Annotated in this window: 14 protein-coding genes; 6 read left to right on the top strand and 8 right to left on the bottom strand. The window is 70.0% G+C overall.

Going from position 1 to position 16204, the window contains the following annotated elements; all coding sequences use genetic code 11:
- Positions 1–14 precede the first annotated feature (14 nt).
- Positions 15–1016: an ABC transporter ATP-binding protein gene (locus V3W47_RS00820; protein WP_331823247.1), complete on the top strand. Its 1002-nt coding sequence runs from the start codon at positions 15–17 to the stop codon at positions 1014–1016.
- Complete coding sequence (locus tag V3W47_RS00825) at positions 1009–1881, top strand: ABC transporter permease (RefSeq protein ID WP_331823248.1); 873 nt, start codon at positions 1009–1011, stop codon at positions 1879–1881. Before V3W47_RS00820 ends, V3W47_RS00825 begins: the two co-directional genes overlap by 8 nt.
- Positions 1882–1946: 65 nt before the next feature.
- On the opposite strand, the gene V3W47_RS00830 is transcribed toward V3W47_RS00825, so the two are convergent.
- From V3W47_RS00830 to V3W47_RS00865, 8 genes are all read right to left on the bottom strand, one after another.
- Positions 1947–2300: a hypothetical protein gene (locus V3W47_RS00830; protein ID WP_331823249.1), complete on the bottom strand. Its 354-nt coding sequence runs from the start codon at positions 2298–2300 to the stop codon at positions 1947–1949.
- A gap of 112 nt (positions 2301–2412) precedes the next feature.
- Positions 2413–3003, bottom strand: a complete 591-nt coding sequence (locus tag V3W47_RS00835) for a hypothetical protein (protein ID WP_331823250.1) — start codon at positions 3001–3003, stop codon at positions 2413–2415.
- Between the two features lie 348 nt (positions 3004–3351).
- On the bottom strand, positions 3352–5235 hold the full coding sequence (locus V3W47_RS00840) for an amylo-alpha-1,6-glucosidase (RefSeq protein ID WP_331823251.1): 1884 nt from the start codon (positions 5233–5235) through the stop codon (positions 3352–3354).
- A 273-nt stretch (positions 5236–5508) separates the two neighbouring features.
- On the bottom strand, positions 5509–7050 hold the full coding sequence (locus tag V3W47_RS00845) for a carbohydrate ABC transporter permease (protein ID WP_331823252.1): 1542 nt from the start codon (positions 7048–7050) through the stop codon (positions 5509–5511).
- Complete coding sequence (locus tag V3W47_RS00850; RefSeq protein ID WP_331823253.1) at positions 7047–8144, bottom strand: carbohydrate ABC transporter permease; 1098 nt, start codon at positions 8142–8144, stop codon at positions 7047–7049. Before V3W47_RS00850 ends, V3W47_RS00845 begins: the two co-directional genes overlap by 4 nt.
- A gap of 77 nt (positions 8145–8221) precedes the next feature.
- Positions 8222–9439, bottom strand: a complete 1218-nt coding sequence (locus tag V3W47_RS00855; protein ID WP_331823254.1) for an extracellular solute-binding protein — start codon at positions 9437–9439, stop codon at positions 8222–8224.
- Positions 9436–10431, bottom strand: coding sequence for a LacI family DNA-binding transcriptional regulator (locus V3W47_RS00860; protein ID WP_331823255.1), 996 nt, complete (start codon positions 10429–10431; stop codon positions 9436–9438). Before V3W47_RS00860 ends, V3W47_RS00855 begins: the two co-directional genes overlap by 4 nt.
- A 179-nt stretch (positions 10432–10610) precedes the next feature.
- Positions 10611–12737 (bottom strand): glycoside hydrolase family 3 N-terminal domain-containing protein, encoded by a 2127-nt coding sequence (locus V3W47_RS00865; RefSeq protein WP_331823256.1) that lies wholly within the window; start codon positions 12735–12737, stop codon positions 10611–10613.
- A gap of 171 nt (positions 12738–12908) precedes the next feature.
- Here V3W47_RS00865 and V3W47_RS00870 point away from each other — a divergent pair, with 171 nt between their 5' ends.
- The 4 genes from V3W47_RS00870 to V3W47_RS00885 all read left to right on the top strand — a co-directional run bounded on the left by V3W47_RS00870 (position 12909) and on the right by V3W47_RS00885 (position 16175).
- Positions 12909–14051 (top strand): XdhC family protein, encoded by a 1143-nt coding sequence (locus V3W47_RS00870; protein ID WP_331823257.1) that lies wholly within the window; start codon positions 12909–12911, stop codon positions 14049–14051.
- Between the two features lie 85 nt (positions 14052–14136).
- Positions 14137–14643, top strand: a complete 507-nt coding sequence (gene rraA, locus V3W47_RS00875; RefSeq protein ID WP_331823258.1) for a ribonuclease E activity regulator RraA — start codon at positions 14137–14139, stop codon at positions 14641–14643.
- 174 nt (positions 14644–14817) lie between these two features.
- The gene (locus tag V3W47_RS00880; RefSeq protein ID WP_331823259.1) at positions 14818–15216 is read left to right on the top strand and encodes a YbaN family protein; all 399 of its coding nucleotides are present in this window, start codon (positions 14818–14820) and stop codon (positions 15214–15216) included.
- A complete protein-coding gene (locus V3W47_RS00885) occupies positions 15213–16175 on the top strand; it encodes an alpha/beta fold hydrolase (RefSeq protein WP_331823260.1) in 963 nt (320 codons plus the stop codon). Before V3W47_RS00880 ends, V3W47_RS00885 begins: the two co-directional genes overlap by 4 nt.
- Positions 16176–16204: the final 29 nt, after the last annotated feature.

Genomic DNA, 16204 nt, shown 5'->3' on the forward strand with positions numbered 1-16204 from the left:
CTTTGCAACTTCCGATGCACGCCCCCGCCCTCCGGCCCCACTATCCTGACCGGGTGGCGGCCATCGAGACGCGGGAATTACGCAAGGAGTACCGGGGGCGGGCGGTCGTGGACGGCCTGAGCCTGACGGTGGGGGAAGGGGAGGTCTTCGGCTTCCTCGGCCCGAACGGGGCGGGCAAGAGCACCACCGTCAAGATGCTGCTCGGCCTCGTTCACCCGTCCGGCGGGGAGCTGCGCGTGCTCGGCGGCCACCCCTCCGACCCGGCGGTGCGCGCCCGCCTGGGCTTCCTGCCCGAGCAGTTCCGCTTCCAGACGTGGATGACCGCCGAGGAGTTCCTGCGCTTCCACGGGCGGCTCGCGGGGCTGCGGGCGGACGAACTGCGGGCGCGCGTACCGGGGGTGCTGGAGACGGTGGGCCTCGGCGGGCGCGGCGGCGAGTCGCTCGGCGGGTACTCGAAGGGAATGCTTCAGCGCGCGGGCCTCGCGGCGGCGATTCTGGCACGGCCCCGCCTCGTCTTCCTCGACGAGCCGACCTCGGCGCTCGACCCCATCGGGCGGGTGGAGGTGCGCGAGATCATCGAGCGGCTGCGGGCCGAGGGCGTGGCCGTGTTCCTGAACTCCCACCTGCTGTCGGAGGTCGAGCAGGTCTGCGACCGGGTGGCGTTCGTGAAGGCCGGTCGGGTGCTGCGCCAGGGCACCATGCGCGAGCTGATGGGCGGGGTGCTGCCGGTGGAAGTGCGGGTGGACCACCTCCCGCCGGGCCTGCTCGCGGCGCTGGGGCAGATCGGCGAGGTGCGCCACACCGACACGAACACGCCGGGCCGCGCCTCCGTGGAGCTGTGGCTGGACCGCGAGGACCGCCTCCCCGCCCTCGCCGACGCCGTTCACGCCCACCGCGCCCGCCTGTACGCCCTGACCCCGCGCCGCCCCGACCTGGAGACGATGTTCCTCGAACTCATCGAGGACACGCCGGAGGCCGCGCGCCCCGCCCGCCCCCCGGAGGTGGCCCGTGCGTAACGTCCTCCTCATCGCCGAACTCAGCCTGCGCGAGGCCGTCCGCAAACGGCTGGTGGTCGTGCTGCTGCTGCTCACCGCCGCGTTCCTGGGCTTCTATCTGTACGGCGTCTTCCGGCTGGAGCAGAACCTCGACCAGCGCGCGGTCGAGGCGGGGCTGGATGGTCGCAGCGTGAGCGGGGCGGCGAACCTGCCCGTGATGTTCACGGCGTTTTTCGGAATGTACCTCGTGTACTTCCTGGGGTCCCTGATGTCGGTGCTGTCCACCGTCGGGGCGGTGAGCGGGGACGTGGAAAGCGGCGTGATGCAGAGTGTGATTGCCCGGCCCGTCAGCCGCGCCCAGCTCGTCCTCGGGCGCTGGCTGGGCTTCACGGTGGTGAACGTCGGGTACGTCGCGTTGCTGAGCGTGGCGCTGCTGGTCGGCATCCGGCTGATCACCGGCTTTCTGCCGCCCTCGCCCGTGCCCGCCACCCTCCTCGTGCTGCTCGCCATGATCCTCACCACGGCCCTGACGGTGCTCGGCAGCACCCTGTTCACGACCCTCGCCAACGGCATCGGCGTGTTCGTGCTGTACGGCGCGGGCTTTGCGGGCGGCATCATGAGCAGCATCGGGTCCCTGGCCGACAGCCCGACCCTCACGGCCCTGGGCCGCCTCGCCAACATCGTGATGCCCACCAACGCCCTGTGGCTGGGGGCCACCTACCACCTGCAACCCGAGATCATGCTTCAGGTCACTGCCGCCGCCCGTGGGGCCAATCCCTTCCTGAGTACCGAACCCCTGGCCCCCGGTCTGCTCGTGTGGGCGGTCGTCCTCGCCGTGCTGGCGGTGGCGGGCGGGATGTGGCAGTTCAGCCGCAGGGATTTATAGGGGTTAGGAGTTAGGGAAAAGAGGCGTTCCTCATCCCTAACGCCTCACCCCTAATTCCTTTCCCCTCAGAAATTCGCCTCCTCCGGCGGCAGCGGCACCGCCTGCCAGGTCGCCTCCGCCGTGTCGTCGTTGCCCTCGCGGCCTGCCCCGGCGGTGGCGTGGCAGGTGAAGCTCATCAGCGGCCACGTCACGCGGCCCTCGTGCAGGCTCATGACGTAGGTGCCGTGCTCGGCTGCGCCGGGGGTGCGGCCCGCCGGGGTCTGGTAGCGGACCTCCAGCCGCTCGCCCACGCCCACCTCGGGAAGGGAGGAAGCGGTGACGGCACCCTCGAAGGTCCGCTCGGGATCGTAGACTCCACCGCGCCACGCGCCGCGCAGTTCGATCATCGAAGAGGTCAGTCCCAGGTGTACCTGTGTCATGCCCTACAAAAGCGCAGGCCGGGGTGAAGGGAATGTGACCCTCCTCAAGCTCAGCCCTGACAAAGGGGGCGGGAGGGGGGGACGGCACCCAGGGGGCTAGACAAGGGAGGGGTTACAGGTCCAGCGGGTCGGGCATCTCGCTCGCCGCGCGGCCCTCCTCCTTGCGGTGCTGGTTGATAAAGCCCTTCTCGCGGGCGGGCAGGTTGCCCTGGCTGGCGGTGGAGTCGCCGAGGTCCAGACGCTCGTCGCTGTGCTCGACGGTCGGGTTGGGGGAGGTGGGGATGTCGGCATCGCGGTCGGTCATGCGCTTCTCCTGGGGACGGGGCATGGCATCGGGGATGGTGGGTTCGGTGCCCGCCGTGCCTGACGTGGTGGAAAGGACGGTGACGGTCTGGGGGCGGGATGAGGTCGGGTCGGGGTCCTCCGAGTGGACCTCGGACGGGTCGCCGCCGAGTTCGCGCATCAGGCGTTCGCGGGCGCTGATCTCGTCGTCCACCCGGCGAATGTCCTCCTGCACGCCCCGGAGGGTGCTCACGTCCGCCCCCGAATGGTACGAGCGGCCCAGCCGGGCGTACAGCAGGTCGAGTTCGCGGGTGAGCTGGAAGACCTCCAGCCGCAGCCGGGCGACCTGTGCGAGTTCCTCACCGCGCCGCTGCACCCGCCCGGCTCCCCGGCGCACACTGCTCAGCAGGTTGTCCAGCATGGGCCGATTCTCGCGCCACCCCGGGGGGGGTGGGTGAGGCGGCCCTTAGTGAAAGGTCACGCGCGGGAGAAGGGGAGGTCGCCAGTTGCCGGGAGGGCCGGGGTTGGGGTATGCCGGGGGATGCTTGTGTGTTTGGAGAATCGCCGGGAGTCGTTGCTCTCTTCTCCGGGGACGCCCTGCCCGCTCACCCCCTCCCAGCCTCCCCCCTCAAGGGGAAGGAGCAAAAACTGGGTGAACTGAAGAACTGGACGACTCCTTGAACGCGCCTCAAACGAGAGAACCTGCCCGGAGGAGTCATTCCCCAGAAAGCAGGTTCTGTCTGTGACCGCCGTATCTACACTTCTAAACTCAACGTCCCAGCGCCCCGCTGACGGCTGAGGGTTGACGGCTGATCGCTTCCTCACCCTCCGCGAGCAGATGCGCCAGCGCCAGCGGAATTGCCGCGTCCCAGCCCTGCGGGTGGCAGGCGGCGGGGTAGGGCACGGGCGGACCGTCCTCACGCGGGAAGCCCGCGAGGAGTTCACTCAGGCGGGCGTCGGGTGCCCAGCGGGCCACATCGAAAAGGGTGCGGGCGACCTGCCGGGCCTCGTCGCGCAGCCCGTAACGTGCCATGCCGAGGGCTGCCGCCGCCGTGTCGTGGGGCCACACGCTGCCGTTGTGGTACGAGACCGGGTTGTAGCGAAGCTCGTTCAGACCGAGGGTGCGGATGCCCCAGCCGCTCCATAGCTCGTCCCCGAGCGCCGTGCGGGCGACCTGCCCGGCGTACTCGGGCGGAATAATGCCCGTCCAGAGGGTATGCGCCGGGTTACTGACGAGGACGCGCAGGGGCTTCTTATCGCCGTTCAGGCCGTGGACGTAGTAACCGCGTTCCGGCCACCAGAAGGTTCTTTGGAACGTGTCGCGGAGGGTTCGGGCACGCTCTTCCCACTGCGCCGCACGTTCCGACTCGCCCAACTGTCGGTACATACGGGCCGCCGCGAGGTAGGCCGCGTAGGCGTAGCCCTGCACCTCGATCACCGCGACGTGACCGCTCACATCCTCCCCGTCCTCGGTGAAGGTGGAGTCGCCGCTGTCCTTCCACACCGCGTTCGTGATGCCGCCGGGGTCGGGGGTGTACTCGATCAGGCCGTCGCCGTCGGGATCGCCCAATGTCGTCAGCCACTCCAGGGCCGCCTCCCAGTTCGGGCGCAGCTCACGGGCGAGGTCGGGCCGCTGGCGACTCAGCTCGCCCACCAGCCACACGAAGAGGGGTGTGGCGTCGGCGGTCGCGTAGTACGGGCGGTGGGGGGTGCGGCCCAGCCGGGTGAGTTCGCCCACCCGCTCCTCGTGGAGAATCTTGCCGGGCTGCTCCAACGTGACAGGATCGTGTCGCCTGCCCTGCCGAGCGGCTAAATATCGCGCCACCGTGACGCCGAGTTCGGGGCGGTGTTCTTGCACAAGCAGCGAGATGATCAGGCTGTCGCGGCCAAAGGGGGCCACGAACCACGGCAGCCCCGCCGCTGGGAAGGGTCCGGCCTCGGTCTGGAAACTCAGGCTCCGCAGGTCCTGCACGGAGCGTTCGAGGATGTGGGCGTCGCGTGGGTCGGGGAGGGAGATGGGTGCGTGCAACGCCTCATACTCGCGCGCCAACGTCTCCGGGTCGCCGGGGGTCGGCTCCTCGTCGCCCTGAAGGGGGAAGACGCTGACCCGCAGCTCGGTGTCGTCCGTGATCTCCCAACTCAGCGTCTCGCCGTCCCACGTCGGGGCGGGGGTGGCCTGCACGAGCGCGCGGCAGCGCAGGCCGTCGCCCGCCGTGTAGCCGAACTCCACGCCGCCGGGCACCTCACGTACCTCCACCGTGCGGGGGCCGAGGTCGCCCGGCCAGCCCCGCACCTCGAACATGTCGAGGAAGTCGGCCCCGAGGTGCAGCGTCAGGCGGTGCGCGCCCGGCTCGTACAGCGTGACCCGCAGCGTGTCGCGCAGCTCGGTCGCCGTGACGGTCAGGTCGCGCGCAAGGCCCACTTGCATGGTGTAACCCACGTTCGCATTCGCTGATTGTGCGTGCAGCCAGAAAGGCCAGCGTTCGTGCTGTACGAGCGGTTGTGGGCGCTCGCCGCCCAAGCGCCACTCGTAGCGGGAGAGGTAGCGGGTGTCGCGGCGGTACAGGCCGCTCTCCTCGCCCGCCACCGCGTAATGGGTGTCACCGACGAGGTAGAGGTCGTTTTCCTTGAGGACGGTGCGGGTGGTCAGCATGGGGTTCTTTCTGGGGAGGGGTTAGGGATTGGGCGTTAGGGAAGAGAAGGGGCATTGATGGGCGGGTTGTTGGGGTTGCCAGGCCCGTTTCACCCCCCTCCCCGGCCCTCCCCCACAAGGAGGGAGGGAGAAAAGCTGCTTACGCTTGAGCGTTCCTAGCTCCTCCCCCTCGTGGGGGCGGCTGGGTGAGGGGGCGACCTGACGGCTCAACTCTCCTACACCCTCAAGTGAACCAGCACAAAGCCGAATACAGACACAGAGCGCAAATCCTCCTCATCCCTTCACCGCGCTATCCGACCCCGTGTCCACGAAGTAGCGCTGGAAGACGGCGAAGACGATGATCATGGGGATGGCGCTCAGCACCGCCCCCGCGAGGATGAGGCCGTAGTCGCCCTGCCCGCCGTACGCCTGCCGGAAGCTGGACAGGCCCACCGTCAGGGTAAAGTCGGTGTTCTCGCGCAGCAGCACCACGGGCCAGAAGAAGTCGTTCCACGCGCCGCCGAACTGGGTGATCGCCAGCGAGATCAGCGCCGGGACGGCCTGTGGCAGCATCACCCGCCAGAAGGTCGTGAAGGGTCCGGCACCGTCGATGGCCGCCGACTCCTCCAGCTCGCGCGGCATCCCCTCGAAAAACTGCTTCATCAGGAAGACGCCGCCCGCCGCGACCAACCCCTGAAGCCACAGCCCCCAGAGGTTGAGCAGCCCCAGGTCCCGCAGCAGCACGTAATTGCTGACGAGGTTGACCTGTCCGGGAACCATCTGCACGAACAGCACCGCCACGAGGAAGATCAGGGTCTTGCCGGGGAAGTCCAGGCGGGCGAGCGCGTACCCGGCGAGCGAGCAGAAGACGATGGCCGCCACCACCCGCAGGAAGGCGTACAGGAAGGAGTTGCCCACCCAGCGCAGGAAGAGGCTCTGGCCGGTCTGGGGGTTGGTCGTCTCGTTGAAGGCGCGGCGGTAGTTGTTGAAGGTGTAGCCGAAGATGCCGGGCGTGACGTTGCGGTAGGCGAAGGAGCGGTCGAAGTTCTGCCGGTCGCTGGGCGGCAGGGTGCTCTCCACAATGCTCTGCCCGCGCTGCACGTCCACCTGCAGGGGCGTGCGCTGGATGATCGGCCCCCGCAGGTAGTAGGTGCCGCCCGCCCGGACGAGTTCCACGGCCTGCGTCTCGCTGAGGTCGAACTGCCGCTGCTGCGCCTCCGGGGTGTCGAGCGTGACCCGCACCCGCTCGCCGCCCGGCAGGATGGCGGTCAGGTCGGGGCCTGCCGGACCGACCGTGGCGCGGACCACCTCGCCCTGCCGCCGGGTCAGGGGCGGGTAGGTGACGGTCGTGCGGTACTCGCGCACGTCGCCCGCCCCCCCGGTCTGCTCGGTCCTCACCGTGGCGTAGTCGCGGGCCTGGGCCTGCCGGGCGAGCGCGACGAGGCTCTGCGGCTGGTACGGGAAGAGAGAGGCGGTCGGCGGGGCCTGCGGCGCATCCTGCGGGGAGCGGACCGACACGTCGAAGGTCACGGAGCGGCCAGGCAGCAGCCCCCCGTTCCAGCCGTCCGCGCCGCCCTGCACGCCGAGGTCGTATGCCGTGCCGATGTACCGGGGCGTGAGCTGGGGGATGATCAGGCGGGGCGGGTACTCGTTGGGGTTGTCCTTGACACTGCTGATCGTGCCGAGCAGGAAGGGGCCGATGAAGAACAGGCTCATCACCAGCATGAACAGGTACAGCCAGCCCACCCGCGCCCACCGTCGCCGGGCCAGCCAGCGGTCCTGATCCTGCGCCGCCGAGGAGCGCGCGGGGGGAGACGGAACCGCCGAGGAAGTCATTGCGCCTCCGGGGACACGAAGAACCGCCGCTGGATGAAGACCATCAGCAGGATGATGAGGGCCAGGATGATCGCCGCCGCCGCCGCCATGTTCACGGGCGCGGCCCCCGACTTGAAGGTGTTGGTGTACACGTAGTACGCCAGCGTGATCAACGTCTCCTGCGGCGCGGCGCTGCCGATCACCGCCACCTGATCGAACATCTGCATCGTGCCGATCAGGCTGACCGTCACCACGTAAAAGGTCACGGGGCGCAGCATCGGGACCGTCACGTTCATCAGCTTCTGGTAGGGGGTCGCGCCGTCGATGTCGGCGGCCTCATACAGCGAGCCGGGGATGTTCTGGAGGCCCGCGAGGAAGAACAGCATCAGCCCCGGAATGGTCGTGAAGGTGTTCATGATGACGACCACCAGCAGCGGCATGCTCAGCAGCCGCACGCCTCCCAGGCTGATCCACGAGTCCGAGAAATACTGGAAGTCGTAGGGCGTGACCTCGCGCGCCCCGACGAGGCCCAGGAAGTTCAGGCCCAGCGTGACGGCGAGCGCGATCAGAGCACTCATGGCGGCCAGCGCCGGGTCGAACCATTTCGCGGGCAACCTGCGCGACCGCTCGTACAGCACCTGCACGATCTGCGCGGCGATCATCACTCCCAGGAAGGTCAGGATGACCGGCTGGTACGTCAGCCACTGGGTGATCAGGTAGTTCACCACCCCGCGCCGCTGGAAGAGCCACAGGAAGATCAGGGTCATCACCACCGACGAGGTGATGCTGGGCATGTACCACGCCGAGCGGAAGAACGACTGGCCCCTGATCTTGTTGTTCAGCGCCACAGACATGAGGAGTGCGCCGACCGTTTGCAGCGTCGTCACCACGATGGAGAACACCAGCGTGTTCGCCAGGGCGCGGCGGAACAGCGAATCGCCCAGCACGTCCAGATAGGGCTTGAGGCCGATGAGCTGGGGCGTGTTGAACAGGTTGTAGTCGGTGAACGAGTAGTAGATGGCCCGCGCGAAGGCGTAGAAGAAGAACACCAGAATGGTGATCAGGAACGGGGCAAGGAACAAGAGCGCCGTGGCGGTCTGACCTCTCCTGAACATGGGGCAACCTCCCGCCGAAATGGGGGGCGGGGCCGGGAGAACGCTGAACCCTCTCCCGGCCCCGTGACTTCAGGGCTTCAGCGGCTCTGGAGGGCCGTCATGTCCTGCTGCGCGCGGCGCAGGGCGGCGGCGGGCGTCTGCTGCCCGCTCAGCGCGGCGGCGAGCGCCGTGTTGATGGGCTTGGCCCAGTCCGGCCCCTTGGGACCGAAGGTGTAGGGGACCACGTTACCGTCCGACGCGCCCGCGAAGACGGCGGCGGCGTTCTGGGCCGCCGGGTCCGCCTTCTTGAAAAACGCGTTGTTCGACAGGGCGGTGCGGCTGGGGATGGCGATGCCCTCCTGAAGCACGTACTGCTGCACCTGCGGGCCGGTCAGGACGTTCAGGACCTTGAGGGCGGCGGCGCGGTTCTTGGAGGCGGCGTTGACCGCCCAGCCCACGGTGTAGATGAAGTTGCCACGCTTGCCCGTCGTGTTGGCCTTGGGCATCAGGGCGGTGCCGTACTTCAGGTTGGGGGCGTTGTCCTTGAGGAAGCCCGTGATCCAGTTGCCCTCGATGGCGACGGCGACCTTGCCGGTGCCCAGGCAGCCGCCCGACCAATCCTGCGAGAGTTCGGAGGGTTGGATGCCCACCTTGTCCTTCGTCAGGCCGGTGAACCAGTTAAAGGCCGCCTGGAACGCCGGGTCGAGCAGGTTGGTCTTGCCGTTCGTGCCGAACGGTTTCCAGCCCGCGCCCACCGCGAAGGCCCCCATGCGCGCATAGTCGGGCGCGAGGCAGATGCCGTAGTAGTCGCTCCCCAGCGCCCGCTTCAGGTTGGTCAGCTTGGTGGCGAGGCTGCTCCAGGTGTCGTTGTTGTTGGGGTACGGCACCTTCGCCTCGTCGAACAGGTCCTTGTTGTAGATCACCGACAGGGTGTTGAAATCCTTGGCGATGGCGTAGACCTTGCCGTTCCGGGTAAAGGTGGTGTTGAGGTTCCGCAGGAAGGGGGCGGTGCTCACCTGGCCGGTGAGCGGCAGGACCTTGCCCGTGGCGATGTAGGTGTCGAGCGTCTCGGCGGGCAGGTAGAACAGGTCGCCCGCCGAGCCGGAGGCCAGCAGCGTGGTCAGGCCCTGGTTGTAGTCGCCCTGAAGCGCCTGGTACGACACGGTGACGCCGGGCACCTGGGGCCGCACGAAGCGGTTGATCATCTCCGGGTAGATGGTGTTGTCCTGCCCCGCGTACCCGTTGATCTTGATGGTGGTCTGGGCGGCGGCGCTGGACGCGAGGACGGCGAGGCTGACGAGCAGGGTCTTTTTCATACTTCTCCTCCGGTGAGGGGCGCGCCGGCCCGTGGGGCCACGGTCGCGCCGGGGATGAGGTGAACGGGGATGAATTCGCCACGGGGCGGCAGCCCCGAGATGGCCTCCTGAACGAGATGCAGGGCGGTGGCGGCGATGCGGGGAATGTCCTGCGCGACGGTGGTCAGGCGGATGTTGAGCGGCACCTCCGGCAGGCCGTCGAAGCCGACCACCGACACGTCACCGGGCACTCGCACGCCGAGGTCCTCCAGGGCGGCGACCGCCCCGGCGGCACTCTCGTCGCTCTGCGCGAAGAGGCCCGTGAAGCGTGCCCCGCCCTCCCAGGCCCGCCGCACCGCCCGGTAGCCGCCGAGCACCGTGAAGTCGCTGGGGAAGGACTGGACGTTTCCGCCCGCCGCCCGCGCCACCCCCACGAAGCCCCGCTGACGGTCCTGCGCCACCTGGCTGCTCCCCGTGCCCAGGTAGACCAGTTCGCGGTGCCCGGCCCCCAGCAGGTGCCGCGCCGCGATGCCGCCGCCCTCCTCGTCGTGGGGGGCGACCCAGAAGAAGTCGGGGTGGTGGCCGATCAGGACCGACGGAACGCCCGCCCGCCGCAGGAAGTCCAGCCGTGGGTCCTCGTCCTGCGCGTGCATCACCAGGACCGCCGAGGGCAGGCGGGGCAACTTCCAGACCTCGGCGCGCAGCCCCACGAGTTGCACGCCCCGCAGGGCGGTGTGGCTCTCCAGCGCCTGCCGGAACAGCACGTAATAGGGGTGGAGCATCGGGTCGTCCCGGTCGAGCAGCAGCCCCAGCGTCTGCCCCCGCCGCCAGCTCAGGTGCCGTGCGGCGGGGTCGGGCGCGTACCCCATCCGCCCCATGACCTCCTGCACCCGCTCGCGCGTCAAGGCGGCGACCGTGTGATGCCCGTTGATCACGCGGCTCACGGTACCCTTGCTGACCCCGGCGGCGGCAGCGATGTCATCGATGGTGGGACGGGCGGGCGTCTGCGTCATGGAGGACAACCTCTGGGAAGAACCCCTGTAACCGGTTACACGACAGGCAGAGTTGGGCCACACCGGGAAGGCGTGGTCGTCAGCTCGTGCGAGCCGGGTTGTAAGCGGTTACAAGAACATTGTGCGCCTAATTCTGAAGCTGTCAAGACAGGCCTCGCCACACCATGCGTACCTCACGCTTACGGCGGGACGGCGGACAAGTGGAAGTGGCCCTCCAAAGTTGCCCCGCTGTCCTCGCCCACCCAGAGCCGGAACTCGCCGGGTTCGAGCCGGAAGGTTCCCGCCTCGTCGTAAAAGCCCATGTTCTCGGGGGTCAGCGTGAAGCGCACCTCCGCCGAGGCCCCAGCCTCCAGCGCGACCCGCTCGAAGCCACGGAGTTCGCGTACCGGGCGGGTGCGGCTCGCCACCACGTCCCGCAGGTAGAGCTGAGTGACCGTCTCCCCCGCCCTTCCGCCGACGTTGCTCACCGTGACGGTGACGTGGATGGGCTGGCCCAGAGGGACCTCGGGGGCGCTGATCCTCAAATTCGAGAACTCGAAGCGCGTGTAACTCAGCCCGAAGCCGAAGGGGAGGAGCGGCGCGTCCAGCTCGTCGCTCAGCCGGTAAGCGTGTGGGAAGGTGGACAGGGGCCGCCCCGTCGGCTTGTGGTTGTAATGGATCGGCACCTGCCCGGTCCGGCGCGGCAGACTGACCGGCAACTTCCCGCTGGGATTCACCCGGCCATACAGAATCTCCGCCACCGCCTTACCTCCGCACACGCCGGGATGCCAGGCGAGCAGCACCGCCTCCGAGGCGCGCAGCACCCGCGTCAGTACGAGCGGACGCCCGGAGAAGACCACCGTGACGACCCGGACCCCGAGGTGGTGCAGGGCCTCCAGCATCTCGGTTTGCCCCGCCGGGAGGTCGAGGCTGGCGACGCTGTGATCCTCCCCGCTGCGGGTGGGCGTCTCCCCGAGGGCCACGATCACCACGTCGGTGCGGCGTGCCCAGTCGAGGGCCTCGTCGAGGTTGTTCGTGTGCCACACCTCGTCCGGGCCGGGGTGGACCTCCCGCACGGCCTCCAGCAGCGAGGGCACGTCCCCCGGCTCGCCGTCGAGCGTCCACGTCCCGAACAACTGCTCGCGCCAGGTGGCCGCCACCCCGAAAACGCCCACACGGGTCCCAGCAGCGAGCGGCAGGACGGCCTCCCGGTTCTGGAGCAGCACCGGGGAGCGGCGGGCGAGGTCCAGCGTCCCGGCGCGGTGTTCGGGGGTGAAGTGGACGCGGGCCGCCTTCCCCTCGTCCGTGTAGGGCCGCTCGAACAGGCCCAGCCGGGCTTTGAGGGTCAGCACGCGCCGCACCGCCTCGTCCAGCCGCTCCACGGGCACCCGTCCGGCCCGGACCAGTTCGGGCAGATGATCCCGGTACAGCCCGCTCACCATGTCCACGTCATTTCCCGCGAGGAACGCCTGCCGGGCGGCCTCCTCTCCACCTTCGGCGACGCCGTGCCGAGTGAGTTCCAGCACGGCCTCCCAGTCGGTGACGAGTACGCCGTCAAAGCCCAACCCTTCCCGCAGGATGCCCCGGAGCAGATCGGGGCTGGCGGCGACGGGCAGGCCGTTCAGGTCGCAAAAGGCGCTCATGACGCTCGCCACGCCCGCCCCCACCGCCGCGCGGAAGGCGGGCAGGTGGGCGTTGTGGAGGGTGGAGGGGCTGACCTCCAGCGTGTTGTAATCGCGCCCGCCCTCCACCGCGCCGTACCCGACGAAGTGCTTGGCGCAGGCGGCCACGTGCTTCCCGTCCCCGAGGTCGTCGCCCTGAAGGCCGCGCACCGCCGCCACCGCGAGCCGGGCCGCCAGGAACGGGTCCTCGCCGAAGCTCTCCGCGACCCGGCCCCAGCGCCCGTCGCGGGCGAGGTCGAGCATGGGGGTGAAGACCCAGGTGATGCCGTCCGCGCGGGCCTCCCATGCCGCGATCTCCGCGCAGCGCCGGACGTGTTCCGGCGACCAGCTCGCGGCCTGACCCAGCGGGATGGGTGCCACCGTCCGGTGGCCGTGAATCACGTCGCGGGCGAACAGCAGGGGAATGCCCAGGCGGGATTCCAGGGCGGCGACCCGTTGCAACCGGTTGAGGGTGGCGGCCCGCACCCGCTCCTGACGGTCGTTGCCCGCCGTGGCGCTCGTGGCAACGAGGGCGCTTCCGACCCGGCCCGCGCGCACCTCTTCTCCATCTGACTCGCTCAGGTTCGCGGCCTGATGGAGCTGTCCCACCTTCTCCTCCAGGGTCATCCGGGACAGCAGCTTCTCCACGCGCTCGTCCGGCGTCACGCCCGTTCTCCGGTCTTCGATTGGCTGGCACCTGATTCACACGTCACGGTTCATCCTCCCGGAGCGTTATAAGGCCGGGCCGCCCTCTGGTCGAAGGGCGGGGCGGGTCCTGCGGGTCGGGCGCGGGGACCTGGGCTGTCGTCTCCCTCCCTCTGGGGATAGATTGACCCCATGAACGCCGCCGAGACGCGCGCCCTGCTGGATGCGCTGACCGCCGCCCTGCGCCTGGGCCAGCGGGCCGCCCTCGCCACCGTGGTCGGCGTGCGCGGGAGCGCCTATCGCCGCGAGGGGACGCGTATGCTCGTGCTGGAGGACGGCGCGCAGGTCTGCATGCTCTCCGGCGGCTGTCTGGAGGCCGAGGTCGTGGAGGTCGCGCTGGAGGTCATGCGGACGGGCCGGGCGACCGTCACCCACTACGACCTGTCAGAGGACGCGACGTGGGGCCTGGGCATCGGTTGCGGGGGCAGCGTGGACGTGCGGGTGGAGCGGGTGGACCCCGGCGATCCCGTGACCGCCGCGTGGCTGGCCGCGCTGGGGGAGGGCCGCGCCGCCGTCCTCGCCGTGCCGCTCACGGGCGAGAGGCGGGTGTTCGTCCCGGCGGACGGGGAGGTGGTGGGCACGCTGCCGGGCGCGGCCCTCCACGCCTTCGCGCTCGCCGCCGCCCGTGAGCGGCTGGGGCTGCGCGAGCCGCGCGCCGTCACCCTCCCGGCCCCGGACGGCACCCCCGTCTTCCTCGACGTGAACGTGCCTCCGCCCGAACTCGTCCTGTACGGGGCCGGGCACGACGCCATGCCGCTTTCCGCGCAGGCACACGCGTTGGGCTACCGGGTCCACGTCGTCGATCCCCGGCCCGCCTACCTCACCCCTGGCCGCTTCCCCGGCGCGGCGCTCCACCCCCTCGCCCCGGAGGAACTGGCCGCCTTCACGCCCGGCGACCGTGCCCACCTCGTCGTGATGAACCACCACCTCGACCGCGACCGGGTGTGCCTCGCCCACGCGCTGCGGTCGGGGGCCGAATATGTGGGCGTCCTCGGTCCCCGCTCCCGCGCGGAGGAACTGTTGCGCGACCTCACGGCGGAGGACGTGACCTTCACGCCGGAACAGCTCGCCCGGTTGCGCTCGCCCATCGGCCTGCGGCTGGGGGCCGAGGCCCCGGAGGAGGTCGCCCTGAGCATCCTCGCGGAGCTGATGGCGTGGCGACGGGGCTACGACGGCGGCTTTCTGAGCGGGCACACGGGCCGCATCCACGACGCGCCGACCCACGCGGCGGCCCCTGACCCGCTGGACAGGGCGGAGCCGCTCAACGCCAACTGATCGCGTTGGGCCTAGTTCGGTCCTCATATTGTCTCTACCGTAGTTCCTATGTGGGGCATTCGGTGTCTGCTGTGATGGCGACACCATGACTCCCCCGCCAATTCCCGATGCCGACTTCATACCCACGACGGACCTCAGCGACGCGCACCCGGACGCGCCCGTGCTGGCCCCGGTCTTCCGCGACTACGGCGGTCGCTCCCCCTTCCACGGTCCCGCCGTCACCCTCCGCATCGAGGACGACAATCCGCTCGTGCGCGCGGCGCTGGAGGAACCCGGTGGGGGCCGCGTCCTCGTCGTGGACAACGGCGACAGCCTGAACTGCGCCGTGCTGGGCGAGATGCTCGCCGGGATCGGGGCACGCAGCGGCTGGGCGGGCGTAATTGTGAACGGTTGTGTACGTGACGTGGCCGCGCTCGCCGCCGTGGACCTCGGCATCCGGGCGCTCGCCCCACATCCCCGCCGAAGCGCGAAACGGGGCCTGGGGGAGCGGGACGTGCCCGTGACCCTCGCGGGCGTCACCGTCCACCCCGGCGACCACCTCCACGCCGACGAGGATGGGACAGTCGTTCGGCCCGCCGGAAGGAACTTCTAGGACAGGCTGCACGTTATTTCTGCCCGGCGGCGAAGTTCCCCATCCTGCTCAGTCCCTTGAGGCACGACAGCAACAGGTCCCGGCTTTCCGCCAGATCATTGCTGTCTGACGGCTGGTTGCTCATTCGCGGTTCCCTTTCCTCCCGGTCCCTTTGCCGCCATACTTCGGGGCGTCATGGCCCGCCCGCCGTCCTCCCCATCCTCCCCCGCATTGCGGCCCCTGTGGGTCGCGCTCGGCTTCGTGCTGACGGGGCTGGGCGTCGTCGGCGTGGTGCTGCCGGGCATACCGGGGACGGGGCTGCTCGTGCTGGCGGCGGCCTGTTTCGCGCGGGGGAATCCGAGGTGGGAGGCGTGGCTCCTCTCACGGCCCGTGGTCGGCCAGCTCGTGCGCGACTACCGGGCCGGGCGCGGGATGCCCCTGCGGGCGAAGTGGGCCGCGTGCACGTGCATCCTCGTGGCAGTGGCCTTCAGCCTGAGTCGCCTCTCCAGCCTGCCCGTTCAGGTGGCGCTCGCCCTCGTCGGGTTGGTCGGTGTCCTCTACATCACCCTGCGCGTGCCGACGCGCCGCCCTTGATCCGCGCCGCGCACCTGCTGGGGCTGGCCGCCGTCCTGGGGGCCGGGGCGCTGGCGACCCATGCCCGCATCCGCCGCAATGTGGGCCGCTACCCGCCGCACGGCTTCACGCTGGACCTGCCGGACGGTCCCACCCACGTCATCGAGGGAGGCGAGCCGGACGCCCCGCCCACCGTCCTCATTCACGGGAGTGATGGGGTGGCGCTCGACTGGCCCGTCTCGCCGCTGTGGGGGCAATTGGGCGCGCACGCCCGCCTCATCGCCCCCGACCGCCCCGGCCACGGCCACACGCCCGCGCGGGTCGGCTCGCCCATCACCGTGGAGGTGAACGTGCGGCGGCTCGCGCAGCTTCTGGACGCACTGGAAGTGCATGAACCCGTCACCCTGCTCGGCCACTCCTACGGGGCGGCGGTGGCCCTCGCGTTCGCCGCCGCGTATCCGGGGCGGGTGCGGGCGCTCGTCCTCGTGTCGCCCACCGCCTTTCCCGTGCGCGGGCTGACGCGGCCCCTCGCCTACGTACCCCTCGTGCCCGTGCTGGAGACGCTGCTGACGCGGGTGCTGCTGCTGCCGATCGGTCGGCTCGTGGCATGGATCGAGGGCACGCGCGCCTTTCACCCGCACCCCATCCCCGCCGACTGGCACGCGATGATGCTCGCCTTCTCCCGCCGACGCGCGCAGGTCCACGCCCTCGCGTGGGAGAACCGCACCTTCGCGCAGGAACTCGCCCGCCTCGCCCCGCACTACCCGGAATTGGACGTGCCCGCCGTCGTCGTCGCCGGGGCACACGACCGCCTCGCGCCCACGGAGGGCCACGCCGTCCCCCTCGCCCATGCCCTGCCCCACGCCAGGTTGCGCCTGTTGCCCGACGCGGGGCATCAACTCCACTGGACGCACCCGGAGGAGTTGACGCGGGCGGTGGTGGAGGTGGCGGGGATGGAGGAAACGGACACCGGGAGTTGACGGCTCCGGCTTCTGGGAGGCTCGGCCCG

The organism is Deinococcus sp. YIM 134068, from assembly GCF_036543075.1.
Classification (GTDB): domain Bacteria; phylum Deinococcota; class Deinococci; order Deinococcales; family Deinococcaceae; genus Deinococcus; species Deinococcus lichenicola.